The organism is Nocardioides sp. YR527 (assembly GCF_900101045.1).
GTDB lineage: Bacteria > Actinomycetota > Actinomycetes > Propionibacteriales > Nocardioidaceae > Nocardioides.
The window spans coordinates 12,306-38,583 of sequence record NZ_FNFN01000008.1; the positions used below are offsets into that span (position 1 = coordinate 12,306).

Annotated in this window: 26 protein-coding genes; 18 read left to right on the forward strand and 8 right to left on the reverse strand. The window is 69.8% G+C overall.

Features of this window, described 5'->3' with window-relative positions:
* The first annotated feature begins 50 nt into the window (after nt 1–50).
* From aroA to BLT25_RS22660, 4 genes are all read left to right on the forward strand, one after another.
* The gene (gene aroA, locus BLT25_RS22645) at nt 51–1,376 is read left to right on the forward strand and encodes a 3-phosphoshikimate 1-carboxyvinyltransferase (RefSeq protein WP_091050892.1); all 1,326 of its coding nucleotides are present in this window, start codon (nt 51–53) and stop codon (nt 1,374–1,376) included.
* 4 nt (nt 1,377–1,380) lie between these two features.
* Nucleotides 1,381–2,403: a ribosome small subunit-dependent GTPase A gene (gene rsgA / locus BLT25_RS22650; RefSeq protein ID WP_091050894.1), complete on the forward strand. Its 1,023-nt coding sequence runs from the start codon at nt 1,381–1,383 to the stop codon at nt 2,401–2,403.
* Between the two features lie 98 nt (nt 2,404–2,501).
* A complete protein-coding gene (locus BLT25_RS22655) occupies nt 2,502–3,374 on the forward strand; it encodes an inositol monophosphatase family protein (protein ID WP_091050896.1) in 873 nt (290 codons plus the stop codon).
* A gap of 54 nt (nt 3,375–3,428) precedes the next feature.
* Nucleotides 3,429–3,863: a CBS domain-containing protein gene (locus tag BLT25_RS22660; protein ID WP_091050899.1), complete on the forward strand. Its 435-nt coding sequence runs from the start codon at nt 3,429–3,431 to the stop codon at nt 3,861–3,863.
* Here BLT25_RS22660 and BLT25_RS22665 read toward each other — a convergent pair.
* On the reverse strand, nt 3,796–5,016 hold the full coding sequence (locus tag BLT25_RS22665; protein WP_091050901.1) for an MFS transporter: 1,221 nt from the start codon (nt 5,014–5,016) through the stop codon (nt 3,796–3,798). The genes BLT25_RS22660 and BLT25_RS22665 overlap by 68 nt on opposite strands.
* 184 nt (nt 5,017–5,200) lie before the next feature.
* On the opposite strand from BLT25_RS22665, the gene BLT25_RS22670 reads away from it, so the two are divergent.
* From BLT25_RS22670 to BLT25_RS22680, 3 genes are read left to right on the forward strand one after another with little or no spacing between them, the layout of a single operon-like run.
* Complete coding sequence (locus BLT25_RS22670) at nt 5,201–5,896, forward strand: response regulator transcription factor (RefSeq protein WP_256328742.1); 696 nt, start codon at nt 5,201–5,203, stop codon at nt 5,894–5,896.
* Entirely contained in the window at nt 5,893–8,523 is a 2,631-nt protein-coding gene (locus tag BLT25_RS22675; protein ID WP_091050906.1) for a DUF4153 domain-containing protein, read from the forward strand. The genes BLT25_RS22670 and BLT25_RS22675 overlap by 4 nt, the downstream gene beginning before the upstream one ends.
* A 4-nt stretch (nt 8,524–8,527) precedes the next feature.
* Nucleotides 8,528–8,902, forward strand: coding sequence for an FKBP-type peptidyl-prolyl cis-trans isomerase (locus BLT25_RS22680; protein ID WP_091050909.1), 375 nt, complete (start codon nt 8,528–8,530; stop codon nt 8,900–8,902).
* A gap of 64 nt (nt 8,903–8,966) precedes the next feature.
* Here BLT25_RS22680 and BLT25_RS22685 read toward each other — a convergent pair whose 3' ends face one another.
* On the reverse strand, nt 8,967–9,209 hold the full coding sequence (locus tag BLT25_RS22685; protein ID WP_091050911.1) for an RNA-binding S4 domain-containing protein: 243 nt from the start codon (nt 9,207–9,209) through the stop codon (nt 8,967–8,969).
* 17 nt (nt 9,210–9,226) lie between these two features.
* Nucleotides 9,227–10,504: a DUF445 domain-containing protein gene (locus BLT25_RS22690; protein WP_091050914.1), complete on the reverse strand. Its 1,278-nt coding sequence runs from the start codon at nt 10,502–10,504 to the stop codon at nt 9,227–9,229.
* Nucleotides 10,505–10,754: 250 nt separating this feature from the next.
* On the opposite strand from BLT25_RS22690, the gene BLT25_RS22695 reads away from it, so the two are divergent.
* The 10 genes from BLT25_RS22695 (at nt 10,755) to BLT25_RS22740 (ending at nt 21,317) form a co-directional block, all read left to right on the forward strand.
* On the forward strand, nt 10,755–11,054 hold the full coding sequence (locus BLT25_RS22695; protein ID WP_091050916.1) for a hypothetical protein: 300 nt from the start codon (nt 10,755–10,757) through the stop codon (nt 11,052–11,054).
* A 100-nt stretch (nt 11,055–11,154) separates the two neighbouring features.
* A complete protein-coding gene (locus BLT25_RS22700) occupies nt 11,155–12,003 on the forward strand; it encodes a nitrilase-related carbon-nitrogen hydrolase (protein ID WP_091050918.1) in 849 nt (282 codons plus the stop codon).
* A 9-nt stretch (nt 12,004–12,012) separates the two neighbouring features.
* Nucleotides 12,013–13,443: a dihydropyrimidinase gene (hydA, locus tag BLT25_RS22705; protein ID WP_091050919.1), complete on the forward strand. Its 1,431-nt coding sequence runs from the start codon at nt 12,013–12,015 to the stop codon at nt 13,441–13,443.
* A gap of 4 nt (nt 13,444–13,447) precedes the next feature.
* On the forward strand, nt 13,448–14,473 hold the full coding sequence (locus BLT25_RS22710; RefSeq protein ID WP_091050922.1) for a TIGR03842 family LLM class F420-dependent oxidoreductase: 1,026 nt from the start codon (nt 13,448–13,450) through the stop codon (nt 14,471–14,473).
* 2 nt (nt 14,474–14,475) lie between these two features.
* On the forward strand, nt 14,476–15,354 hold the full coding sequence (locus BLT25_RS22715; RefSeq protein WP_091050924.1) for an ABC transporter permease: 879 nt from the start codon (nt 14,476–14,478) through the stop codon (nt 15,352–15,354).
* Nucleotides 15,351–16,256, forward strand: coding sequence for an ABC transporter ATP-binding protein (locus tag BLT25_RS22720; protein ID WP_091050925.1), 906 nt, complete (start codon nt 15,351–15,353; stop codon nt 16,254–16,256). The genes BLT25_RS22715 and BLT25_RS22720 overlap by 4 nt, the downstream gene beginning before the upstream one ends.
* Nucleotides 16,253–17,020, forward strand: a complete 768-nt coding sequence (locus BLT25_RS22725; RefSeq protein ID WP_091050928.1) for an ABC transporter permease — start codon at nt 16,253–16,255, stop codon at nt 17,018–17,020. The genes BLT25_RS22720 and BLT25_RS22725 overlap by 4 nt, the downstream gene beginning before the upstream one ends.
* 70 nt (nt 17,021–17,090) lie before the next feature.
* Nucleotides 17,091–18,224, forward strand: coding sequence for an ABC transporter substrate-binding protein (locus tag BLT25_RS22730; RefSeq protein ID WP_091050930.1), 1,134 nt, complete (start codon nt 17,091–17,093; stop codon nt 18,222–18,224).
* Between the two features lie 232 nt (nt 18,225–18,456).
* Nucleotides 18,457–19,794 (forward strand): aspartate aminotransferase family protein, encoded by a 1,338-nt coding sequence (locus tag BLT25_RS22735; RefSeq protein ID WP_091050932.1) that lies wholly within the window; start codon nt 18,457–18,459, stop codon nt 19,792–19,794.
* Nucleotides 19,795–19,817: 23 nt separating this feature from the next.
* The gene (locus tag BLT25_RS22740; protein ID WP_091050934.1) at nt 19,818–21,317 is read left to right on the forward strand and encodes a CoA-acylating methylmalonate-semialdehyde dehydrogenase; all 1,500 of its coding nucleotides are present in this window, start codon (nt 19,818–19,820) and stop codon (nt 21,315–21,317) included.
* Here BLT25_RS22740 and BLT25_RS22745 read toward each other — a convergent pair.
* The gene (locus BLT25_RS22745) at nt 21,314–21,508 is read right to left on the reverse strand and encodes a hypothetical protein (RefSeq protein ID WP_091050936.1); all 195 of its coding nucleotides are present in this window, start codon (nt 21,506–21,508) and stop codon (nt 21,314–21,316) included. The genes BLT25_RS22740 and BLT25_RS22745 overlap by 4 nt on opposite strands.
* Before the next feature lie 77 nt (nt 21,509–21,585).
* Between BLT25_RS22745 and BLT25_RS22750 the strand changes: the two genes are divergently transcribed.
* A complete protein-coding gene (locus BLT25_RS22750; RefSeq protein ID WP_091050938.1) occupies nt 21,586–22,827 on the forward strand; it encodes an FAD-binding protein in 1,242 nt (413 codons plus the stop codon).
* A gap of 12 nt (nt 22,828–22,839) precedes the next feature.
* On the opposite strand, the gene BLT25_RS22755 is transcribed toward BLT25_RS22750, so the two are convergent.
* The 4 genes from BLT25_RS22755 to BLT25_RS22765 form a co-directional block, all read right to left on the reverse strand.
* A complete protein-coding gene (locus BLT25_RS22755) occupies nt 22,840–23,130 on the reverse strand; it encodes a chorismate mutase (protein ID WP_201451241.1) in 291 nt (96 codons plus the stop codon).
* A 43-nt stretch (nt 23,131–23,173) separates the two neighbouring features.
* Nucleotides 23,174–23,542: a thioredoxin gene (trxA, locus tag BLT25_RS22760; protein ID WP_091050942.1), complete on the reverse strand. Its 369-nt coding sequence runs from the start codon at nt 23,540–23,542 to the stop codon at nt 23,174–23,176.
* A gap of 105 nt (nt 23,543–23,647) precedes the next feature.
* Nucleotides 23,648–23,788 carry a hypothetical protein gene (locus BLT25_RS30010; RefSeq protein ID WP_176884193.1) on the reverse strand — a complete coding sequence of 47 codons (141 nt, stop codon included), beginning with the start codon at nt 23,786–23,788 and terminating at the stop codon, nt 23,648–23,650.
* Nucleotides 23,789–23,859: 71 nt separating this feature from the next.
* The gene (locus BLT25_RS22765) at nt 23,860–26,067 is read right to left on the reverse strand and encodes a DEAD/DEAH box helicase (protein ID WP_091050944.1); all 2,208 of its coding nucleotides are present in this window, start codon (nt 26,065–26,067) and stop codon (nt 23,860–23,862) included.
* Nucleotides 26,068–26,278: the final 211 nt, after the last annotated feature.

A 26,278-nucleotide genomic window follows, 5' to 3' on the forward strand; every position in this document is an offset into this window, starting at 1 on the left:
CCGACGGACGCGCTGAGGTTCGGCAGGTCGCAGACACTAAAGTTGGACCTGTGACTACGACGACCGACCGTGCCGCTGACCCTGCCAACGGGCCGGCCGACCCCTGGCCGGCGCCCCGAGCGCACGGTCCGGTGACGGCGACGGTGTCGCTGCCCGGCAGCAAGTCGCTCACCAACCGAGCGCTGGTGCTCGCCTCGATCGCGGAGGGGCCCAGCGTCGTACGTCGTGCGCTTCGGTCCCGCGACACGCTGCTGATGGCGGCAGCGCTGACGTCGTTGGGGTCGCAGGTGGACACCTCGGAAGACGACTGGGTCGTGACGCCTGGGGCGTTCGGTGCCGATGCCGATGTCGACTGCGGGCTGGCGGGGACGGTGATGCGTTTCGTACCTCCGGTGGCCGCGCTCTCCACCGGCACGGTCGCCTTCGACGGCGACCCGCACATGCGCAAGCGGCCGGTCGGCGAGGTGCTGCGTGCGCTTCGCGATCTCGGCGTGGACATCGACGGGGACGGGCTGCCGTTCGCGATCCACGGCGCCGGTGCCGTGCCGGGTGGGACCGTGGTGGTCGACGCCTCGGCCTCGAGCCAGTTCATCAGCGCGCTGCTGCTCGCAGGGGCGCGCTACGAGAACGGTGTGGACATCCGCCACGAGGGCAAGCCCGTGCCCTCGCTCCCCCATATCGACATGACGGTCGCGATGCTGCGTGAGAACGGGGTCGCGGTCGACGACGCTGACGCCAACCGGTGGACCGTGGCACCAGGACCGATCCAGGCGCTGGACCGCACCATCGAGCCGGACCTCTCCAATGCGGCTCCGTTCCTGGCCCTGGCCGCGGTCTCGGGTGGCACCGTGACCGTGCGCGACTGGCCGGAGGCCACCGACCAGCCGGGCGACCAGCTGCGCGAGGTGCTCTCGCTGATGGGCTGCGAGGTGCGCATCACCGACGACGGGCTGACCGTGACCGGGCCGGAGCGGCTCACCGGGATCGACCTGGACATGCACGACATCGGCGAGCTGACCCCGGCCGTCGCGGCGCTGTGCGCGCTCGCATCGACGCCTTCTCACCTGACCGGCATCGGCCACATTCGGGGCCACGAGACCGACCGGCTCGCCGCGCTCGCGCGCGAGCTGGGCGCGCTCGGGGCCGACGTCACCGAGCACCCCGACGGGCTGACCATCCGCCCCGCGACGCTGCACGGCGGCGTGTTCCACACCTACGCCGACCACCGGATGGCCCATGCCGGCGTGATCATCGGGGCTGTCGTCGAGGACGTACTGGTCGAGAACATCACCACCACCTCCAAGACCTTCACCGACTTCGCGCCCTTCTGGGCCCAGCTGTTCGTCTCGGGCTCCGCTTCGACAGGTTTGATCTGACGCCATGGCGAAGGCACAGCGGCGCTACGGGACCGAGGACGTCGAGCACTACGACCGTCCCCGGCGCCGCACCCGGCCGCGGACGAAGGACCGGCCCAGCTATGACGACGCCGACCTCGGACGAGTGATCACCGTCGACCGTGGTCGGTTCACGCTGGTCATGGACGAGGCCCCCGATGTCGAGGTGTGGGCGGTCAAGGCCCGCCCGCTCGGCCGCAAGGGCGTGGTCGTCGGCGATCGGGTGAAGGTCGTCGGCGACACCTCGGGCGCGGAAGGGGCACTGGCGCGGATCGTCGAGCTCGAGTCCCGGGAGACCGTGCTGCGACGTACGGCCGACGACGACGACCCCGTCGAGCGGGTCGTGGTGGCCAACGCCGACCAGCTGGTGATCGTCACCGCGATCGCCGACCCCGAGCCGCGCACGGGGTTCATCGACCGCGCTCTGGTGGCTGCCCTGGAGGCGGGCATCGACCCGCTGCTGTGCATCACCAAGGCCGACCTGGCCGACCCGGAGTCGCTCGTCTCGATCTACCGGTCGCTGGGGGTGCCGTGGGTGGTGACCCAGCAGGGCGGGGACATGAGCGCACTGCAGGCCAGGCTCGAGGGACGTACGTCGGTCCTCCTCGGCCACAGCGGGGTCGGCAAGTCGACGCTGGTCAACGCCATCGTTCCCGACGCCGGGCGCGAGGTCGGGCACGTCAACGCCGTGACCGGGCGAGGACGGCACACCTCCACGTCGGCGTTGATGCTGCGGCTTCCGGACTCTGCCGACGGTGGGGGCTGGATCATCGACACCCCGGGGATCCGTACGTTCGGGCTGGCTCACGTCGAGCCGGAACGGCTCATCGTCTCCTTCCCCGATCTGCAGGAGGCGACGGCGGAGTGCCCGCGCGGCTGCTCGCACGCCGCGGATTCGCCGGAGTGCGGGCTCGACATCGCGATCGAGGACGGCAGGCTCGATCCGGAACGGGTCGCCTCGTTCCGGCGCCTGCTCGAGGCGCGGTCGGTGCCGACGTACGCGCTCTGACCTGGTCTGGTCCGCCATGCCCCGGGCGGTGTTTTCGTGGGGAACCGGTTACCAGGGGAGGGTTCGCTCCGACGGCGGAGCCACTAGAGTGGACCTTCGTGGCGAGCACTCCTGACTTCAACGACGACCTGCGGCTGGCGCACCTGCTGGCCGACGACGCCGACTCGCTGTCGACGTCGCGGTTCAAGGCGCTCGACCTGCACGTCATGACCAAGCCCGACCTCACTCCCGTCTCAGACGCGGACAAGGCCGTGGAGGAGTCGATCCGGCGCACGCTCTCTCGCGCGCGTACGCGGGACGCGATCACCGGCGAGGAGTCGGGATCCTCTGGCTCGTCCAGCCGCCGCTGGATCGTCGACCCGATCGACGGCACCAAGAACTTCGTGCGCGGCGTGCCGGTCTGGGCAACCCTGATCGCGCTCGCGGTCGACAACGAGGTCGTGATGTCGGTCGTCTCCGCGCCCCAGCTCGGGCGGCGCTGGTGGGCGGCGAAGGGCCAGGGCGCCCACACCGGCAAGTCGCTGATGAAGTCGACCCGCTGCCAGGTCTCGGACGTACGCCGCCTGGAGGACGCCTCGATGTCCTACTCCTCGCTGCACGGCTGGGAGGAGCGCGAGCGGCTCGAGGACTTCCTGGCGCTGATGCGCAGCTGCTGGCGCACCCGTGCCTACTCCGACTTCTGGTCCTACATGCTCGTCGCCGAGGGCGCTGTCGACATCGCGGTGGAGCCGGAGCTCGAGCTCTACGACATGGCCGCGCTGGACATCATCGTGCGTGAGGCCGGCGGCCAGTTCACCTCGCTGGCCGGCGACCCGGGACCGTGGGGCGGCAACGCGCTGGCCACCAACGGTCACCTGCACGACGCCGTGCTCTCGTTCCTCGGCGGGCTGCCCGACGGCAACAACGACGCCGACTGGCCGGCCGCGCAGCCGGGGTCGGTCACCGCCTTCCGCCGTCCTGGGACCGAGTAGGCGTTCCGGAACAGACCCTGGCGTGACGTGCGTCACGGCCGCTACCGTTGGTGCATGAAGATCGCGGACGTACTCACTCGCAAGGCGATCGCAGAAGTCGTCACGATCGCATCAACCGCCACCGTGCGTGACCTGCTCGGGGTGCTTTCCGAGCACGGCATCGGGGCCTGTGTCGTCAGCGGAGACAGCACCGCCGTCGCCGGGATCGTCTCCGAGCGCGACGTGGTCCGGCGCCTCCACGAGAACGACGCGCTGCTCGCCGCCGAGGTCTCCTCGATCATGACCACCGAGGTCGAGACCTGTGTCCCCGAGGCCACCATCGACGAGATCCTGGCGATCATGACCAAGCGGCGGATCCGGCACATGCCGGTCGTCTCCCCCGACGGCGGCCTGGTCGGCATCGTCAGCATCGGCGACCTGGTCAAGCACCGCATCGACCAGCTCGCCTTCGAGCGCGACCAGCTCGAGGCGTACGTCCACCAGACGTAGCTGCCAGTCCGATGGCAGCAGCGGCGACCAGGGCGGTCATGGGCCAGCCGAACCACTCGACAGCCGCGACACCACAAGCGGTTCCGATGCTGCCACCGACGAAGTAGACCAACATGTACGCGCTGTTGAAGCGCGCCGGCGCCGCCGGGTCGATCGCCAGGACGGTGCTCTGGTTGGCGACTTGAGCGGCGAACAGCCCGGCGTCGAAGATCGCAAGGCAGATCAACGTCACCACCGTGTTCGAGAGACTGAACCCCACAGCAACCGCGGCCGCTCCGGCGAGGCTGAGGCCGACCACGATCACCCGCCGAGCGCCCACCCGGTCTGCCCACCTCCCGGCGACCTGGGTGGACAGCAGACCCGACAGGCCCGCCAAGGCGTACAAACCGATCTGTTCGGCCGGCAAGGAGTACGGGGGCTCGGACAGAGCGACAGCGATGCCGGCCCACACCGTGCAGAACGCGAAGAACCACAGCGAGCCCCGCAGAGCGGCAGCACGCAGAACGGGGTGCCCCACGATCAGTCCCGGCACCGACCGCAACGAAGCGAGATAGCCACGCTCGCCGGCCGCTGTCGCGTGGGGCAGCACCAGGACGCACCCCATGGCGATGACTCCGCAGGCGGCGGCGAGCACGAGCAGCATCGCGCGCCATCCGAGCTCGTCGGTCAGCCAGCCACCGACGATTCGACCGGCGAGGATCCCCACCGAGATGCCGGCAGTCACCGTCCCCAGAACGGTGGCGCGCCGTCCCGCCGGCGCCAGCCGCCCTGCGAATGAACTCAGACCGGCCCCGACGGACGAGCATGCCCCGACCACGACCATCACCGCCCCCAGGAGCGTCACGGTACCTGCGGCAGCGCTGACGGCGAGCCCGAGCGCCAGAACCCCGAACTGCGCCGCGAGAACGCGTCCCGGCGGGAGCCGGTCGACCAGTGGCACAAGAAGTGCGAGCCCCAGCATGTAGCCGACGGGGCCGCCGGCAAGAGCCAGTCCGATGGAAGCGACGTCCGTATCGAGCGATTCGGCCACCGTCGTGATCGCGGGCTGCATCGGGTAGATGGTCGAGGTCCCGAGCGCGGCCGCCAGCGCCATGAACACGATCGTGGGGACGCTGAGCCGCACCGGCACCTGTGCCTCGGTATCGATCTGCATGCTGCCACCGTAGGGAGCCGAATCTCCCGACACCGGCGGGAATGCGACGTCACCGTCGTGCCGGAGCCACCCCGGCCGCCGGCGCCGAGTCGACGCATCCGGATCGCGGCACATGCCCCTTCCTTCACAGGACCTGCACAACTTCTGCAGCCTTTCCGGCGACTCGGGCTTCTAGCCTGGGCATGTGCCAGAACAAGTGACGCGCCGGGTCCTCGTCGTCGAGGACGAGCCGGTCATCAACCAGGCCGTCTCCGACCGGCTCGCGGCGGAGGGGTACGACGTCGTCCGAGCGTGGGACGGCCCCGGGGCGGTCTCCTGCTTCGAGTCGACTGCTCCCGACCTGGTCGTGCTCGACGTGATGCTGCCCGGCTACGACGGCCTCGAGGTGTGCCGCCGGATCCAGGCCGTACGCCCCGTGCCGGTCCTCATGCTCACCGCGCGCGTCGACGAGGCCGATGTGCTCGTCGGGCTCGGCGTCGGGGCCGACGACTACCTGACCAAGCCGTTCCGGGCCCGTGAGCTGGTCGCCCGGGTCAACGCGCTCCTGCGGCGGGTGGAGCGGGCCGCCGAGCTGGCGGGGGCGCCGCGGCGTACGGCTGAGATCGGCGGGCTGCGGATGGATCCGGCAGCCCGACGTGTGTGGGTCGACGAGTCCGAGGTGAGGCTGACCCCGACCGAGTTCGACCTGCTGGTCTGCCTGGCGGCCGACCCGGGCGCCGTGGTCACCCGCGAGCGGCTGCTCTCCGAGGTCTGGGGCTGGAACGACGCCTCGGGCACGCGCACCGTCGACAGCCACGTGAAGGGGCTGCGGGCCAAGATCGGATCCGAGCGGGTGCGGACCGTGCACGGCGTCGGCTACGCGCTCGAGGCCGGCGAATGACCCCGTTGGAGCGGGTCTCCTCGATCAAGGTCAAGCTCGGTCTCCTGGTCGCCGCGAGCGCCCTGGTCGCGGCGATCGTCGGCTCGGTCGGGCGGGTCGCCGGGGTCTCGCCGTGGATCTCGATCCCGGTCACGATCGGGATCGCGCTCGCCGTCACCCAACTGCTGGCCGCGGGGATGACCTCGCCGCTGCGGCAGATGACGCGTGCGGCGCGGCGGATGGCGCGGGGTGACTACTCGGTCTCGGTGCCTGCCGTCGGTGCCGACGAGGTCGGTCAGCTGGGGCGTGCGTTCAACACGATGGCCAGCGACCTCGGCGCCGTCGACCGCCAGCGCCGCGACCTGGTCGCCAACGTCTCCCACGAGCTGCGTACGCCGCTGGCCGCTCTCACCGTCGTGCTGGAGAACCTCGTCGACGGCGTCGGATCCGACCCGGCCGCGCTGGAGACCGCGCTCGGCCAGGCCGAGCGTCTGAGCCGGCTGGTCGAGGACCTGCTCGACCTGGCACGTGTCGATGCCGGCAAGGCACCGCTGAGCACCGCCTCGGTCGAGCTCGGCCCACTGCTGGAGGCCTGCGTCGCGGAGACGCGGGTCAACGGACGGCCGGTCACCTACGAGATCGACGTACCGGCCGACCTGGTCGTCGACGCCGACCCCGATCGCCTCAGCCAGCTCGTCGTCAACCTGCTCGACAACGCCTCCCGGCACAGTCCGCGCGGCGGCATCGTCACCGTGCGGGCCGGAGTCGACGGCGAGCGCTACCACCTCGAGGTCCTCGACTCCGGACCCGGCATCCCGTCCACCGACCGGGGACGCGTCTTCGAGCCCTTCGGCACGCTCAGCGCCTCCGGCGAGGGCGGCGGGACCGGGCTCGGGCTCGCCATCGCCCGATGGGTCACCGACCTGCACGGGGGATCCATCGCCTTTCTGGACCCGCTTCCCGGCGCCTCGGGCGCCCGGGTGCGCGTCGACCTTCCGCTGCGGCCACCGGCACGAACTCTCGCCAGTCATCTCACCCCCACCCACGAGGAGATCCAGATGCCCACCACTCCCGCGGCGGCCGATCCCGCCGATCCCGCCGAGCCGGCCGTGCCGGCCGTGCCGGCCGTGCCGGCTGCTCCCACCGAGACAGCGCCCAAGCCTGCGTACGGCGCCCCGTCCGTCCTCGACGACATCTTCGGCGCCTACTGGCCCGACTCCGCTGTTCCGGGCAGGTTCGGGCTCTTCATCGGCGCGGTGGTCGCCGGTCTGCTCGGCGGGCTGCTGATCCCCGACCGCAACGCCGGGCTCGGCACGGTCATCGTGATGCTGGCGGCCGGCGGGGTCGTGATGCTGGCGAACGAGAAGCGTCGAAGCTGGTTCCCGGTCGTCTGCTACGTCCTGTTCGCGCTGCTCTCCTCGGTCGCGGTGCTCCGCGACGCCGAGTGGCTGGTCGCGCTGTGCCTGCTCACGGCGGTCGCGGTGATCCTGTGCGCCTCCACCCAGGCGAAGACCCTGCTCGGGATCGTGCTGACCGGGATCTCCTGGCCGCTGGCCGGGCTGCGCGGGATCCCGTGGCTGGGCCGCACGCTGACCAGCGTCTCCGGCAAGGGTCACGGGGCCGCGGTCGCCCGCACGACGGTGCTCTCGCTGCTCGGCCTGGTGATCTTCGGGCTCCTGTTCACCACCGCCGACGCGGTGCTGGGCAGCTGGGTCGACCGGTTCGTGCCGGACGTACGCCCTGACACCGTCGCAGCCCGGATCTTCATGACCGTCTTCGTCTTCGGGGTTGTGATGGGCGCTGCGTACCTGGCCGTGAACCCGCCCCGGATCGACCGCGGCGAGCGTACGTCCCAGCCCGTCGCGAACCGCTACGAGTGGCTGGCTCCGGTCGGTGTCGTGGTGGCCGTCTTCGCCGCGTTCCTGGCCGCCCAGGCGGCCGCGGTCTTCGGCGGCGAGGACTACCTGCGCGAGACGACGGGACTGACCTACGCCGAGTACGTCCACCAGGGGTTCGGTCAGCTCACCGTCGCGACCGCACTGACCCTGCTGGTGATCTGGGCGGCCGCGCGCAAGGCACCGGTGGAGACCACGGCCGACCGGCTGTGGCTGCGGATCGCTCTCGGGCTGCTCGCTGCCGAGGCCCTGGTCGTCGTCGGGTCGGCGCTGTACCGGATGCACCTCTACCAGGAGGCGTACGGCTTCACCCAGCTCCGCCTGCTCGTCGACGTCTTCGAGGCCTGGCTGGGTCTGCTGGTGATCGCCGGGCTCGTCGCCGCGGTGACCGGCAAGGCCATCGGCGGCGGTCTCTGGCTCGGCCGGTTCGCGCTGGTCAGCGGGGCTGTCGCGCTGCTCGGGATCGCCGCGATCAACCCGGACGCGTGGATCGCCGAGCACAACGTCTCGCGCTATGAGAAGACCGGGAAGATCGACACCGACTTCCTCGCCGAGCTCAGCGACGACGCGGTGCCGGCCCTGAATGAGCTCCCCGACGACCTGCGCAGCTGTGTGCTCGGGACCAATGACCGCGACGGCGACTGGCTGGAGTGGAACCTCGGCCGCGAGCGTGCCGACGGCCTGACCCCGGTCTACCCCGGGACGGCCGACACGACGGTGGTGTGCCCCAGCGAGAATCGATACGTAGACTGAATTCATGAGCCAGAAGCCTGAGATCGACTTCGTCGACCCCACCCCTCCGACCGACCTCGTCATCAAGGACATCACCGTCGGTGACGGCGAGGAGGCCACCGAGCGCGACCGCGTATCGGTCCACTACGTCGGCGTCGCGCTGTCCACCGGTGAGGAGTTCGACGCGTCCTACAACCGCGGCGAGCCGCTCGACTTCCGCGTCGGCATCGGCCAGGTCATCCAGGGCTGGGACCAGGGCATCCTCGGCATGAAGGTCGGCGGCCGCCGCCAGCTCGTCATCCCGCCCCACCTGGGCTACGGCGACCGCGGCGCCGGCGGCGCGATCAAGCCCGGCGAGACCCTGATCTTCGTCTGCGACCTGGTCAAGGTCGAGAAGTAAGCAGCTCGTACGCAGCGAGGCGGTGACCCTTCGGGGTCACCGCCTCGCTCTCGTCCGGCCGGATTCACCAGGGGACGTCGAAGTCGGCCTCGTCGGAGACGCGGGCAGCCTGACCGGCGTACTCCACGACGTCGCCGAGGCGGAGCTGGCGGCCGCGGCGGAGCTCGGTCTCACCGTTGACCGTCACCTCGCCGGCGGTGATCGCCGGGCGCGCCTCGGAGCCGGTCTCGACCAGGTTGGCCAGCTTCATGAACTGACCGAGGCGGATGACCTCGTCGGTGATGGGTACGTCGAAGGGTTCGCTCACGCGACCATCCTCCCCCATCACCCCATCAGGACGGCGACGGTGTGGATGATCACGCCGACGAGGCCACCGACGATGGTGCCGTTGATGCGGATGAACTGCAGGTCGCGGCCGACGAAGAGCTCGATGCGGCGGGCGGCCTGCTTGCCGTCCCAGCGCTGGATGGTGTGGGTGATGACGGTGGTCGCCTCGCGGCCGTAGCGCTTGACGACGTAGACGGCCACGTCGGAGGCGAGTGCGTCGTAGCGGCGCTGGAGGGTCTCGTCGAGGACGACCTTCTGGGCGTAGCGGACGACCTCGTCCAGGGCGCGGCGACGGACGACGCCGTCGGGGTCGCGCAGGGACGTGGTGAGCGCACGGCGCAGCGCGTCCCAGATGGAGATGGCCGTGTTGATGACGCCGGGGTGGTCGAGCACCCGCTCCTTGAGCCGCTCGGCGCGCTCCATGGTGGCCTCGTCGTGCTGCAGGTTGTCGGCGAGGTCGGCGAGCATGGCGTCGATCGCCTTGCGGGCGCGGTGCTCGGGGTCGTCGCGGATGTCGGCGATCCAGCGGACCAGCTCGACGTGGATGCGGGCGGTCACCGGCTCGCGCAGCACCTGAGGCGTCCACCACGGCGCCCGCTCGCCGAGCACCTCGGTGACGATCTCCTCGTTCTCCTCGAGCCAGCCGTGCAGCTCGACCAGCGCCAGGTCGACCAGGCCGTGGTGGACGCCGTCGTCCAGGGCCGCCTGCAGGGTGCCGCCGAGCAGTGGCGCGATCTGCTCCTCGCGCAGGCGGGGTACGAACCCGTCCTGGATGATCTCGACGATGTGCCGGTTGCTGATCCGGGAGAGTCCGTCGGCGACCACGGTGGAGACCTCGTCGACGACCCGCTTGGCGTTGGGTTCCTCCGAGAGCCACAGCGCGAGCCGCAGCGACGGCATGGCGACGCCGAGCCGCTCGCGGATGGTCTCCTCCTGGAGGAAGTTGTCCTGGACGAACTCCTCCAGGCTGGCGCCGAGCTCGTCCTTCCGCTTCGGGATCAGCGCGGTGTGCGGCACCGGCAGCCCCAGCGGGTGACGGAACAGCGCGGTGACCGCGAACCAGTCGGCCATCGCGCCGACCATGGACGCCTCGGCGCCCGCGTTCACGAACCCCCAGAACCCGTCCAGCCGCAGGGTCAGCAGGTAGACGATGGCGGCCACGACCAGAAGCCCGGTGGCGACGATGCGCATGCGGCGCAGTGCCTGGCGGCGTACGACATCGGCCTCGGTCTCGACCATCAGGCCGCCGATGCCGGCGCCCCCAGGAGAACTCATGGGCTCAATTGTGCCGGGTCGCCCCACGCGAGGCGATCTGCAACACCAGAACCGGCATTTCTATAGGCTACTCACGGGTTGGCCCACAGGTCAGTTACAAAGCACCCAAGGGCGTCACCGATCCCTTCCCCTGCTCGTTGGAGTGGGCGAGAGTGCCTCGGGGGAGGCACACGTCCCACCGAGGAGATACATGTCGTCGCACAACGCGAACGGTGTGGGTTCGCATCTGTTCGACTCGTCGAGGAGCGCTATGTCGTTGACCACCGCCGCCAAGGTGGAGGTTCTCAGCGTCCTCGTCCGCGCCGGCCGGGAGGCCCGCGCCCCACTCACCCCGCACGACTGCAATACCGTGGTCGAGACCAGCGCCCACCTCGCCGAGATCGCGCCGACCCTCCCTGAGGGCACGCCCGGCGAGCGCGCCCGCGCGACCCGCTCCGCGATGGAGCTGTTCCTCTCCGTCGACTGCCCCCAGCTCGCGCCCGAGCTCCGCGAGGAGCTCGCCCGGGCGGTCGAGCACGTCGTCGTACGTCATCCGGCGACCGCGGCCTAGCGCCACAAACTTTCACGCACCACCTCGTTCCGATCAAAAATGCCGTCGTGGCCCCATGGGCCGCGGCGGCGTGCTTGTATTGAAGGAGGGAGGTAGTTGCATGACCATCGTCAGAGCCGCAATCAGCCAGACCACCTGGACCGGGGACAAGGCCTCCATGCTGGACAAGCACGAGGGCTTCGCGCGTGAGGCCGCCGCGCAGGGCGCCCAGGTGATGTGTTTCCAGGAGCTCTTCTACGGGCCCTACTTCGGGATCACCCAGGACAAGAAGTACTACCGCTACGCCGAGCCTGCCGACGGCCCGATCGTGCAGCGCTTCGCGAGCCTGGCCAAGGAGCTGGGCATCGTGATGGTGCTGCCGATCTACGAGGAGGCCGACACCGGCATCTACTACAACACCGCCGTGCTCGTCGACGCCGACGGCACGATCCTCGGCAAGTACCGGAAGAACCATCTGCCGCACGTCGAGAAGTTCTGGGAGAAGTTCTACTTCCGCCCCGGAAACATGGGCTATCCCGTCTTCGAGTCCGCGGTCGGGAAGGTGGGGATGTACATCTGCTACGACCGCCACTTCCCCGAGGGCTGGCGCGAGCTCGGGCTCAACGGGGCACACATGGTCTTCAACCCCAACGCCACCAAGCCCGGGCTCTCCAACCGGCTGTGGCAGATCGAGGGCCCAGCCGCTGCGGTCGCCAACGGCTACTTCGTGCTCCAGCCGAACCGGGTCGGCCTGGAGGACAACGAGTACGGCCCGGAGGCGGTCAACTTCTACGGCACCTCCCAGGTGATCGACCCTCGCGGCAACTTCGTCGGTGAGCTCGGCTCGGGCGAGAAGGAGGAGCTGCTCGTCCGCGACCTCGACATGAACATGGTCCAGGAGATGCGCGACGACTGGCAGTTCTACCGCGACCGGCGGCCCGATTCGTACGCCGCCATCCCCCGACCCTGAGGAGGGCCCATGACCACGCTCATCACGGGCGGCACGGTCGTCTCCGCGACCGGGCGCACCCAGGCAGACGTGCTCGTCGACGGTGAGAGGATCGTCGCGCTCATCTCCCCCGGTGCCAGTCCTTTCGGCACGATCGAGGCCGACGTCACCATCGACGCGACCGGGAAGTACGTCATCCCCGGCGGCGTCGACGCCCACACCCACATGCAGCTGCCGTTCGGCGGCACCAACGCCTCCGACACCTTCGAGACCGGCACCCGGGCCGCGGCCTGGGGCGGCACCACGACGATCATCGACTTCGCGGTGCAACGCTACGGAGAGCGCGTACAGGACGGGTTGGCGCACTGGCACGAGCTGGCCGCCGGCAACTGCGCGATCGACTACGGGTTCCACCAGATCATCGGCGGGGTCGACGACGACGCGCTCAAGGCGATGGACACGCTCGTGGACGAGGGGATCACCTCGTACAAGCTGTTCATGGCCTACCCCGGTGTCTTCTACTCCGACGACGCCCAGGTGCTGCGGGCGATGCAGAAGGCGACCGACCACGGGCTGCTGACGATGATGCACGCGGAGAACGGACCGGCGATCGACGTGCTCGCCGCCCAGCTGGCCGAGTCCGGCAAGACGTCTCCCTACTACCACGGCATCGCGCGCGCCTGGCAGATGGAGGAGGAGGCCACCCATCGGGCGATCATGCTCGCCGATGTGACCGGAGCTCCGCTCTACGTGGTGCACGTCAGCGCCAAGCAGGCGGTCGCACAGCTGGCCGCGGCCCGTGACCACGGGAAGAACGTCTTCGGCGAGACCTGCCCGCAGTATCTCTACCTCTCCCTCGAGGACCAGCTCGGCGCGAGGTCGCAGGAGTGGGGCGACTTCGAGGGAGCCAAGTGGGTCTGCTCGACCCCGCTGCGCTCGCGCGAGGAGGGTCACCAGGACGCGATGTGGCAGGCGCTGCGCACCAACGACCTGCAGATGGTCTCCACCGACCACTGCCCCTTCTGCATGAAGGAGCAGAAGGAGCTCGGCAAGGACGACTTCCGGGCCATCCCCAACGGGATCGGGTCGATCGAGCACCGCGTCGACCTGCTCTACCAGGGCGTGGTGACCGGGCAGATCACGCTCGAGCGGTGGGTCGAGCTGATCGCGACCACGCCGGCGCGGATGTTCGGGCTCTACGGCCGCAAGGGTGTCATCGCGCCGGGGGCGGACGCCGACATCGTCGTCTACGACCCGAACGGTCACACCTCCATCGGGATCGGGGACGGCCGGACCCATCACATGAACATGGACCACTCCGCCTGGGAGGGCTACGAGATCGACGGACACGTCGACGTGGTGCTCTCGAGGGGGTCCGTCGTCGTCGCCGATGGCGAGTTCAAGGGCACCAAGGGCCACGGCAGCTACCTCAAGCGCGACCTCTCCCAGTACCTGGTGTGACGTGATGGACTTCGGTGTCGTCCTCCAGACCAACCCGCCCGCCTGGCGGGTCGTCGACCTGGCGAAGCGGGCCGAGGCGTACGGCTTCGACTATGTCTGGACCTTCGACAGCCATCTGCTGTGGATGGAGCCGTACGTCATCTACAGCCAGATCCTCGCCGAGACCCGCACGATCAAGGTCGGCCCGTTCGTGACCAACCCGGCGACCCGCGACTGGACGGTGACCGCGTCGGTCTTCGCGACCCTGAACGAGATGTACGGCAACCGCACCGTGTGCGGGATGGGGCGCGGCGACTCGGCGGTGCGGGTGCTCAACGGGAAGCCGTCGACGATCCGGGAGATGCGCGAAGCGACCCGGGTGATCCGCGAGCTCGCCAACCGGCGCCCGGTCGAGGTCAACGGCACCACGTTGCAGTTCCCGTGGGCCAAGCGCTCCGAGCTGGAGGTGTGGATCGCGGCCTACGGCCCGCTCGCGCTGAAGGCGGCCGGGGAGGTCGGCGACGGGTTCATCCTGCAGCTGGCCGACCCCGACATCACCGAGTGGATGATCGGAGCGGTCAAGAAGGCCGCCTCCGATGCCGGCCGCGACCCGGAGTCGCTGACCTTCTGCGTGGCCGCGCCCGCCTACGTCACCGACGGGTCGCCCGAGGCACTGGATCATGCCCGCGAGCAGTGCCGCTGGTTCGGCGGGATGGTGGGCAACCACGTCGCCGACATCGTGTCGAAGTACGGCAGCGGTGCCGTCCCGCAGGCGCTCACCGACTACATCAAGGACCGCGAGGGCTACGACTACAACGAGCACGGGCGGGCGGAGAACACCCACACCCAGTTCGTGCCCGACGAGATCGTCGACCGGTTCTGCCTCCTCGGGTCGGTCGAGGAGCAGGTCGCCAAGCTCGAGCGGCTCAAGAGTCTCGGGGTCGACCAGTTCGCCGTCTACCTGCAGCACGACGCGATGGACCAGACCCTGGCGGCGTACGGCGATCTGGTGATCCCGCGGGTCAACCGCCCCGTGACTGCGAAGGCGTAAGCGTGGGGCGCGTTGTCACCGGGGTCACCCGGACGGTCGATGGACTGCTCGGGCTGGCCCTGGTCGTGGCGCTGTGGGAGGCCTACAAGCGGTTCGGCCCCGAGGCCGGCTGGGGCATCGGGGAGGCGCGGATCCTGCCGCGGGCGACCGACCTGGCGATGCCGCACGTGTGGGAGATGGCCACCCGGCTCCTCGAGCCGGAGACCTCCGCCTCGACCTCCTCACCGCTGTGGCTCGTCGTCCTCCAGGCGGCCCTGGTGTCACTGGGGATCGCCTGCGTCGGGCTGCTCGTCGGCACCGTCGTCGGACTTGCGCTGGCGCTGGCCATGGACCGGTTCCGGCTCGCCGAGCACGGCCTGCTGCCGTGGATCGTGCTGTCCCAGACGGTGCCGCTGATCGCGTTCGCGCCGATGGTGAAGTCGTGGGGCTCCAACATCTCCATCGGCACCTGGGAGTGGCCGGCGTGGATGTCGGTCGCGGTGATCGCCTCCTATCTCGCCTTCTTCCCGATCGCCGTCGGAGCGCTGCGCGGGCTCCAGTCACCGACCGTCCAGCAGCGCGAGCTCTTCCGGACGTACGACGCGGGCTACTGGCCCACGGTGCGCAAGGTCAAGCTGCCCGCCGCCGTGCCCTACCTGCTCTCCTCTCTGCGGCTGGCAGCGGCCGCCGCCGTGGTCGGGACGGTGGTGGCGGAGGGTTCGATCGCCTACCTGGACGGCATCGGGCGCAAGCTGATCGGCTACGGCGGGCAGGCCTCCGGCGACCCGGCGAAGGCCTGGGCGCCGATCTTCGGCGCGGCCGTGCTCGGGCTGCTCGCCGCCGGGGTGGTCTGGCTCATCGGCGTCGCGCTGCGGCGCTACCGGCGGGGCGAGGCGACATGATCGACGACGGGAAGGCGACCGTGAGCACCGACTCCCCCTCGACCGCACCGCCCTCGGAGAACGGCGAGGAGCGCACCACCGGCGCCGTCTCGCTGGCCGGGGTAACCAAGCAGTTCCCGAGCAAGCAGGGCCAGGTGCACGCGCTGGCCGACATCGACCTGAGCGTCGCACCCGGCGAGTTCGTCTCGCTCATCGGGCCCTCGGGCTGCGGCAAGTCGACACTGATGCGGCTGGTGGCCGATCTCGAGAGCCCGACGGCGGGGACCGTGCAGGTGTTCGGCAAGACCGCGGCGCGTGCCCGCAAGGACCAGGACTACGGGATCGCCTTCCAGCAGGCGGGGCTGTTGGCGTGGCGTACGGTCGCCGACAACATCGCGGTGCCGCTCGAGCTGCACAAGGTCTCCAAGCGCCGACGGCAGGAGCGGGTCGCCGAGCTCGTCGCCCTGGTCGGGCTGGAGGAGTTCACCGGGCACTACCCCGACCAGCTCTCCGGCGGCATGCAACAGCGGGTGGCGATCGCCCGGGCTCTGGCCGAGCAGCCCCGGCTGCTGCTGATGGACGAGCCGTTCGGCGCGCTCGACGAGATGACCCGCGAGCGGCTCCAGACCGAGCTGTCCCGGCTGGTCCGCGAGACCGGCGCCGCGGTCGTGTTCGTGACCCACTCGATCCCGGAGGCGGTCTTCCTCTCCGAGCGGGTCGTGGTGATGTCGCCGCGGCCGGGCCGGATCACCCGGATCGTCGAGACCGGGCTCGGTCCCGAGGTGGTCCGCAACGAGGGGCTGCGCGAGTCGGAGCGCTTCTACGAGCTGGTCACCGAGGTCCGCGAGGCGCTGCACGCCGGACCCGTCTCCGGACCCGTCTCCGGGCCCGTCTCCGGACCCGTCTCCGGAGCGGGCTCATGACGCTGTCGCCCACGCGCCTGATCGCCCCACTGGTCGTGGGGCTCATCGGCCTGACCCTGTGGACGCTCACCGTCGACGTGCTCGGCATCGGCACCTTCTTCCTCCCCGGTCCCGGTGAGGTCGTCACCGCACTCGGTGAGAGCTGGGCGCCGATCCGCGCCGCCTTCTGGGTCACCGCCGCCAACGCGCTGTGGGGCCTGGCCGTCGGCGGGGTCCTCGGCGTCGCGCTCGCCGGCGTGGCCGCCACGACCAGGCTCTTCGACGGCATGCTCGGCCCCCTGGTCGCGATCATCGCGGTCATCCCGATCGTCGCGATCGCGCCGCTGCTCTACACGATGCTCGGCACCGACCAGGAGACCCCGCGGCGCATCATCGGCGCGATCGCCGCCTTCGTACCGGTCTTCGTCAACACCCTCCGCGGCCTGCGGCAGACCACTCCCCTGCAGCGCGATCTGATGAGGACGTACGCCGCCGGGCCGGTGCAGCGCTTCCGCACCGTGACGCTGCCGGTCGCGGTGCCCTACACCCTCACCGGACTGCGCCTGGCCGGGTCGCTGGCCGTCATCTCGGCGCTGGTCGCGGAGTACTTCGGCGGGGTCAACAACGGTCTCGGCAGCGCCATCAAGAACGCCGCGACCTCCAACCATGCCCGGGCATTCGCGTACGTCGGGGGCGCGATCGTGCTCGGACTGCTGGTCTTCGCGCTCACGGCCGCACTGGAGCGGCTCGCGCGCAGGGCCTATCCGTCAGGAGAGAGCCGCTAGGCGGCGTACGGCCTCCTTCTCGCAGTGTGGCGCGGAGGTGGTCCCGACAAGCTCGACCACCGGAGGAGAAATGAACAGTCTCGTACGACAAGGACTCGCTGCCGCGGCCGCCGTGGCACTGACGTTGGGGCTCGCCGCGTGCGGCGGCTCCGGGAGCGAGGGTGACGGCGAGGGCGACCTGGCCCAGGTCAAGCTGCAGCTGCAGTGGCTGCCGCAGTCCCAGTTCGCCGGCTACTACGCGGCGTTGGACCAAGGCTTCTTCGAGGACGAGGGCCTCGAGGTCGAGATCATCCCCTCGGGTGGCGACATCGTGCCGCAGGACGCCCTGGCCAACGGCGACGTCGACTACGCGGTCGCCTGGGTGCCGAAGGTGCTGGGCTCGATCGAGGGCGGCGCCAACCTGACCAACGTCGCCCAGATCTTCCAGCGCTCGGGCACGCTGCAGGTCTCCTGGGCGGACTCCGGTATCGAGTCCGTCGCGGACTTCGAGGGCAAGAAGATCGGTTCGTGGGGCTTCGGCAACGAGTGGGAGATCTTCGCCGCGATGGCCGCCGAGGGGCTGGACTCCAAGTCCGTCTCGATCGTCACGCAGGACTTCAACATGAACGCGTTCCTGCAGGGCGACATCGACGCGGCACAGGCGATGACCTACAACGAGTACGCCCAGCTGCTGGAGGCCGAGAACCCCGAGACCGGGGAGCTCTATCAGCCTGCCGACTTCAACGTCATCTCCTACGAGGACACTGAGGGCGCGATGCTCCAGGACGCGCTGTGGGCCGACACCGAGCGGCTCTCCTCCGACGCTGACTACGAGGAGACGACCGTCAAGTTCCTCAAGGCGGTCGTCAAGGGCTGGGCCTACGCCCGCGACAACGCCGAGGACGTCGCCCCGACCATGGCCGAGCACGAGTCCACCTGGGGTCCGTCTCACGAGCTGTGGATGCTCAACGAGACCAACAAGCTCATCTGGCCGGCCGAGAACGGGGTCGGGGTCATCGACGAGGCGGCCTGGAAGCAGACCGTCGACGGCGCGCTCTCGGCGACCAACGAGAAGGGCGAGAAGCTGATCACCAAGGCGCCACCGGAGACGGCCTACTCCAACGAGTACATCGAGAAGGCGCTCGACGAGCTCGGCGACGAGGTCGACACCCAGGGCAGCGACTTCACGCCCATCGAGGTGGAGGTCACCGTTGGCGGCGCGTGATTCAGTTGTACATGGCACCTAAATGTAACGAAAACGTAGCCGTCGACCTGATATACCGTCGTAATCAGTACTCCGGTTCGGCGGCTACGTTGCCGTTTCCGGCGTAGAGTGAGAGACGACCTGAGCGAGGTCGAGCGGCGAGCTTGCTCGTCCGCTCGTGCCGAGCGAGGGAGTAAGCGCGCGAAGCGCGCAATCCAGATCCATGTCCGCCCACGCACCCCAGGGGACAGCCTTGACCAGCGCCGAAACCACGTCAGCGGGGGTCACCCCCGACCCCGCCCTCGATGCCCGCGCCTACGATCTCGACCGGGCGCACGTCTTCCACTCCTGGTCCGCCCAGGCGTCGCTGAAACCGCTGGTCATCGCCGGCGGCCAGGGTTCGCGGGTGTGGGACCACTCGGGACGTACGTATCTGGACTTCTCCTGCCAGCTGGTCAACACCAACATCGGCCACCAGCACCCCAAGGTGGTGGAGGCGATCAAGAAGCAGGCCGAGACGCTGACCACGATCGCGCCGACGACCGCCAACCTGACCCGTGGCGAGGCCGCCGAGCGGATCACCGACATCGCGCCGGTGGGCTTCAACAAGGTCTTCTTCACCAACGCCGGCGCCGACGCGGTCGAGAACGCGATCCGGATGGCGCGCCTCCACACCGGCCGCGACAAGGTGCTCTCGACCTACCGCTCCTACCACGGCAACACCGGTGCGGCGATCGTCGCGACCGGCGACTGGCGCAGGATCCCGAACGAGTACGCCCGCGGCCACGTCCACTTCTTCGGCCCCTACCTCTACCGCTCGGAGTTCTGGGCGACCACGCCGGAGCAGGAGTCCGAGCGCGCGCTGCGCCACCTGCGGCGGGTCATCGAGTCCGAGGGGCCGGCATCGATCGCGGCGATCCTGCTCGAGACCATCCCCGGCACCGCCGGGATCATGATCCCGCCGCCGGGCTACCTTCCCGGGGTCAGGGCGCTGGCCGACGAGTTCGGGATCATGCTCATCCTCGACGAGGTCATGGCCGGCTTCGGCCGCACCGGCGAGTGGCTCGCCCTGGACGCCTACGACGTCGTCCCCGACCTGATCACCTTCGCCAAGGGGGTCAACTCCGGCTACGTACCCGCCGGCGGGGTGATCATCTCCGACCCGGTCGCGGCGACCTTCGACGACCGGGTCTTCCCCGGCGGGCTCACCTACTCCGGCCACCCGCTCGCGATGGCGTCGATCGTGGCGACCATCGAGGCGATGAACGAGGAGGGCATCGTCGACAACGCCGCGACGATCGGCACCGACCACATCGCCCCCGGCCTCGCCTCGCTGGCCGAGAAGCACGACGTCATCGGCGAGGTACGCGGCACCGGGGTCTTCTGGGCCCTCGAGCTCGTCACCGACCGCGCGACGCGCGAGCCGCTCCCGGCCGCGACGATGGGCCGGATCAAGTCCGAGCTGATCGCCCGCAACCTGATCCCGTTCACCATGGAGAACCGCATCCACGTGGTGCCCCCGTGCGTCGTCACGCCCGACGAGGTCGCCGAGGCGATCTCGATCTACGACGACGTGCTCGGCACCCTGTAAGCAGCTCAGTAAGGACGCATGACATGACCGACCTCCCCATCCTCGACCACTGGATCGGCGGGGCCACCAACCCCGGCACCGGCACCCGCCTCGGCGACGTCTACAACCCCGCCCTCGGCACCGTCCAGAAACGCGTACGCTTCGCCGCGGCCGCCGATGTCGACACCGCCGTCTCCGCGGCCAAGAAGGCGTTCGAAGAGTGGAGCGAGACCTCGCTGACGCGGCGTACGGCCGTGCTCTTCAAGTTCCGCGAGCTGCTCAACGCCCGCAAGGGCGAGCTCGCCGAGATCCTGACCGCCGAGCACGGCAAGGTGCTCTCCGACGCCGCCGGCGAGATCGCCCGCGGGCTCGAGGTCGTCGAGTTCGCGTGCGGACTCTCCCACCTGCTCAAGGGCACGGTCTCCGAGCAGGTCTCCTCCGGCGTGGACGTGACCACGCTCAAGCAGCCGCTCGGCGTGGTGGGCATCATCAGCCCGTTCAACTTTCCCGCCATGGTGCCGATGTGGTTCTTCCCGATCGCGATCGCGGCCGGCAACGCGGTCGTGGTCAAGCCCTCGGAGAAGGACCCGACCGCGTCCAGCTGGATCGCGGAGCTGTGGTCCGAGGCAGGCCTGCCCGACGGGGTCTACAACGTCGTGCACGGCGACAAGGAGGCGGTCGACGCGCTCCTCGACAACCCCGACGTCGCCTCGATCTCCTTCGTCGGCTCCACCCCGATCGCCCGCTACGTCTACGAGCGCGGCACCGCCGCCGGCAAGCGGGTCCAGGCGCTCGGCGGCGCCAAGAACCACATGCTCGTGCTGCCCGACGCCGACCTCGACCTGGTCGCCGACTCGGCGGTCAACGCGGGCTTCGGGTCAGCCGGCGAACGCTGCATGGCGATCTCCGTCGTGCTCGCGGTCGACTCGGTGGCCGACAGCCTGATCTCGAAGATCACCTCGCGGATGGCCACGCTCAAGACCGGCGACGGCACCCGGGGCACCGACATGGGGCCGCTGATCACCGGCGCCCACCGGGACAAGGTGGCTGCGTACGTCGACGTGGCCGCCACCGACGGGGCCGAGGTCGTCGTCGACGGACGCGGGATCGAGGTCGACGGCGACCCGAACGGGTTCTGGGTCGGACCGACGCTGGTCGACCGGGTGCCGACGACGTCGACCGTCTACACCGAGGAGATCTTCGGCCCTGTGCTCTCGGTCGTCCGCGTCTCCGGCTACGAGGAGGGCCTGGAGCTGATCAACTCCGGTCAGTTCGGCAACGGCACCGCGATCTTCACCAACGACGGCGGCGCCGCCCGGCGGTTCCAGCGTGAGGTGCAGGTCGGAATGGTCGGTGTGAACGTACCGATCCCGGTGCCTGTCGCCTACCACTCCTTCGGCGGCTGGAAGGCGTCGCTGTTCGGGAACGCGAAGGCGTACGGCCCCGCGGGACTGGACTTCTTCACCCGGGAGAAGGCGGTCACCACCCGGTGGCTGGACCCCTCGCACGGCGGGATCAACCTGGGGTTCCCGCAGAACTCCTAGGCCCAGTAGTCGTAGTCGTCCTCGGGGCTGCCTGCGTCGTGCTTCTGCTCGGCGTAGTCGGCCTCGTCGACGTCGTCCGGCGTCGAGGTCACCGTCTCCTCGGCGTCCAGCGGCGCCTCGTCGTCGACGGTCTCCTCCACGACGTCGGTCGCCTGCTCCTCCAGGTCTGCCTCTGCTGCGTGCTCGGTCATCCATCCTCCCCAGGTCGACGTGCTCGCAGTCCAGTAGACCACCGGCCACCAGCGCGTGTCATCGCTACGATCCGTCTATGCGCCCTGCCTCCGAGGCCTGCGGATCGACGTGGGCTCGCAGCTATGACTACACCGCGCGCGAGCTCGTGCGACCACGTTCCGTCGAGGACGTACGCGACCTCGTGCTGCGCGAGCCGCGGCTGCGCGCACTGGGGTCTCGGCACTCCTTCACCGACCTCGCGGACACACCGGGGGTGCTGGTGTCGCTCGACGGCCTGGAGGAGTCACCGAGCCTGGTCGGCGATGTCGTCCGAGTGCCTGGCGGGATGCGCTACGGCGAGCTCGCCGCCTGGCTGCAGGAGCGCGGGCGGGCGCTGCCCAACCTCGCCTCGCTCCCCCATATCTCGGTCGCCGGCGCGGTCGCGACCGGCACGCATGGTTCGGGCGTCGGCAACGGCTCGCTGGCCACCTCCGTGACCGCGTTGGAGATCGTCGACGGGCGCGGCGAGCTGGTGCGCCTCTCGGCCGGAGAGCCCGACTTCGCCGGGGCCGTGGTCGGCGTCGGCGCCCTGGGGATCGTGACCCATCTCGAGCTGCTGACCTCGCCGACCTACCAGGTCGCGCAGACGGTCCACGAGGGTCTCACCTACGCTGACCTGCGAGAACACCTCACCGAGATCCTCGGCGCGGCCTACTCGGTGTCGATCTTCACCCGGTGGACCGACGAGCCGGACGGGTCCGTCGGCCGGGTCTGGGTGAAGTCGCGCTCGACGACGCCGGAGATCCCCGGGACCGTGCTCGCGACCGGGCCGCGGCACGTCGTCCCCGGTCTCGACCCGGCGCCGTGCACCGAGCAGCTCGGCGTACCGGGCCCATGGCACGAGCGGCTGCCCCACTTCCGGCTCGACTTCCAGCCGAGCGTCGGCGCTGAGTTGCAGAGCGAGTACCTGGTGCCGCTCTATCGCGCCCAGGAGGCGGTCGATGCCGTCCGCTCGCTCGCCGACCGCGTCCGGCCGCTGCTGCAGGTGGGCGAGATCCGCGCCGTCGCCGCCGACGACCTCTGGCTCTCCCCCGCCTACGGCACCGACTCGTTGGCGCTGCACTTCACCTGGAAGGCCGACCCGGTCGGCGTAGGAGCGCTCCTGCCCGATCTGGAGCAGCGCCTTCCGACAGGCACCCGGCCGCACTGGGGCAAGCTCTTCGCGACCACCGACCCCGGCGCGGAGTTCCCGCGCTGGGATGACTTCCGGGACCTCGTACGCCGCTTCGACCCGGACCGCCGGTTCTGGAACGCCTGGCTGGACCGGGTGCTCGGCTGAGGCTCTGGCCGCTCAGTCCTCGACGAACTGGCGGTGGTTGCGGATCACCTCGGCGATGATCACGTTGAGGATCTTCTCGGCGAACTCGGGGTCGAGGCCGGCGTCGTCGGAGAGCCGACGGAGTCGCTCGATCTGGACGGCCTCGCGACTGGGGTCGGCCGGCGGGAAGCCCGCGCGCGCCTTCAGCCGGCCGACCTGCTCGGTGCACTTGAAGCGCTCGGCGAGAAGGTGGACTAGGGCGGCGTCGAGGTTGTCGATGCTGCCGCGCAGGCGCAGGAGCTCGTCGTGGGCGTCTTCGGTCACAGCGCTATCAAACCCGATGCGAGCACCGGAGCACCGACGAGTCTTACTCGCCGGACTCCTTCGAGGACTGCTCCGCGAGCGCCTTGTCGATGTCGAGGTCGACGACGGCGTCGATGACCTGCTTCAGGGCGGGCGCCGGGAGCGCACCGGGCTGGGAGAAGACGAGGTTGCCCTTCTTGAAGGCCATCAGCGTCGGGATCGAGGTGATGTTGGCGGCACCGGCGAGCGCCTGCTCGGCCTCGGTGTCGACCTTCCCGAAGACGATCTCGGGGTGCTCCGCAGAGGCGGCGTCGTAGACGGGGGCGAACTGGCGGCACGGGCCGCACCAGGACGCCCAGAAGTCGACGAGGACGATCTCGTTGTCGGTGACGGTGCTCTCGAAGTTCTCTGCGCCGAGCTCGACGGTGGGCATGGGGCTCTCACTTCCGGTCTGGGTGGGTGCGCGCCGGATCAGCGGGCACGTACGTCTCAACGCACGTGCCCCACTGAGGATTCCCCGTGCGGATTCCTGGCGGGATCAGGGAAGGCGCTTGGCCTTCGGCCCGATCTGCCGCTCGATGCGGCTGCGTGGCTGCCCGGTCAGCTTGGCGACGATCGGAACCCGGTACACGTATCCACCGACAGCCGCTGCGATGACCAGCAAGATAATCCAGAACATGTGGTCCAGCCTACGCCGCACCACCCAGGCCCCACCTCAGGATTGTCCCTGAGATGAGGCCCGGATCGGTGTCAGGCGGCGCGCCGGCCGCGGCGGCCGGACTCGCGCTTGCGGAGGGCGTCGGTGAGCAGCGAGACCAGGGCCTCGAGCTGCACGTCGGCGGAGTCGGTGACCTCCTCGTCGGAGCCGTCCAGGGCACGAGCCGCGAGGCCTGCCTTGGAGTCGATCAGCTCGGCGATCCGGGTGTCGATCGTCTGCGAGGCGATGATGCGCCAGGCGGTGACCGGCTCGGTCTGGCCGATGCGGTGGACGCGGTCGATCGCCTGGGTCTGCTCGGCGTCGGTCCAGGAGAGCTCGGCCAGGATCAGGTTGGAGGCGGCCTGCAGGTTCACGCCGACACCGGCGGCGGTGAGCGAGCAGACGATGATCTTGACCTCGGGGTCGTTCATGAACTCGTCGATGGCCTTCTCGCGCGCCTTGGAGGTCTGGTCGCCGCGGATCGTGGAGTAGCGGATGCCGCGCTCCTCGAAGAGCTTCTGCGCGGTGTCCATCACCTCGATGTGCTTGGCGAAGAAGACGACCTTGCCGACGTTGCGCGCCAGCTGGGCGGCGTAGTCGGCGGCCAAGGAGGCCTTCGCGCGACCGATGCGGCGCATCATGCCGAAGACGTTCTCGCCGGTAGAGGCGTCCTGGTCCTCGCGCTCCCAGGTGGCGACGCGGCGGATCAGCTCGAGGTCGAGCTCGCCCGGCGCCGGCTTGGCACCGGTCACCCGGGTCTCGATCGCGGTGTCGTAACGCTGCATCATCCGCTTGGCCAGCTCGGCCTCGGCAGCCCGGATCGAGCGGCCCTCGGCGTCGTCGAGCTCGACCGGCAGGTCGGCCACGCGGCGCGCCGGGATGTCGCTGGCGACGTCGATCTTGCGGCGGCGCACGATCCCCTGGTTGACGACGACCCGGCGGGCGGCGCCGTAGAAGCTGTTGTCCTGCGGGGTCAGCCCGGTCTCCTCGAGCCCCTCGAGCAGGCCGCCGCGCGGCTTGACGTCGTCGATCCAGCCGAGGAACTGCCAGATCGCCCGGAAGTCCTCGATGTCGTTGATCAGCGGGGTGCCGGTCAGCGCCATCAACAGCGGGTTGGCCGTACGCTGCCGGATCTTCTCCGAGAGTGCCAGCACGTGCTGGGAGCGCTGGGAGGACTTGTTCTTGATGAAGTGGGCCTCGTCGACGACCATGCCCTTGAAGCCGAACTCGCCGAGCCATCCGACGTGGCGGTCGAGGATCTCGTAGTTGACCACGACGATGTCGGCGAAGCCGTCGATGTCCTCGCCGTTGCCATGCACGACGGTGGCCTTCTTGGACGGCGTCCAGAGGTCGACCTCGCGCGCCCAGTTGGCCTTGACGACATTGGGTACGACCACGAGCAGCGGGTAGGCGTTGGCCGCTTCGGCGGCCAGCAGGGCCTGCGCGGTCTTGCCGAGACCGGGCTCGTCGGCCAGCAGGTAGGAGCGGTGGCCCTCGGCCGCCGAGGCGACCAGCTGAGCCTGGTGGTGCATGAGCTCACGGGTGCCGGGCGCGTCGATGTGGCCGGGGCCGTAGGCCGGCGGCTCGGGCAGCGGCATGCAGGACGGCCCGGAGTCGGCGTACTCGAAGCTTCGGAACAGCGGCCCGAGGAGCTCCCAGCCGGAGAGGCGGCGGGCGTGCACCGGCGGGCGGGCGTTGGTGAAGTCGGGCACCAGGAACGGGTTGGAGAGCTGGCGCTGGACGACGCTCGTCGGGACCACGCGCTTGTCGGGGACCACGACGGCGGGCGTCTCGTCCTCGTCCTCCTCCTCGTCCTCCGGCACGTCGACGCCACCACGGGCCATCAGCTCGTGCTTGAGGTCGACGGCGGCCTCGGAGATCTCGGCGTCCTCGGCGAGGAGCTCGAACAGGCGCGAGTCCATGGTCGCGGTCTTGGCGAGGATCGTGGCGATCCCGTCCAGACGCTTGAGCTGCTCGGCACGGCGGCCCTCGTTGAGGGTCTCGTCCTCGAGCACGCGGTGGCGCTCGTCTCGGGCGAGGAGCGCGACGACCTGGAACTTGGTCCGTACGTCGGGCATGGCCGAGCGGCGCTGCACGGCCGACTCCACCTCGCGGACCACCTGCGCGAGCACCGGAATGATGCCCTCGTTGTCCTTGTGGACGCCCTTGCGGCGACCGTTCTGCCCGGACTTGCCGGCATTGCCGTTGCTACGCGAACGGCCGGACCGGTTGTTGCGCCGGGTAGCGGCTCCCTGAGCCAACTGAATCCTCCTTGGGGCCACGCACGGGTGAGTGGCATGTCCAAATGCCGACCCTCATCGGCCGGTCGCCCTCCCAGGGCTCACGCAGATCGATGGCAGACGACTGACGACCGCGTACAAACAGCGGATACGCGCGATCGGCGCCTCATCGACCGGGCCAGTGACTCGTTCGGTCCCCACGACGAACGTCCACGAGCCGGGCGCTTGCAGC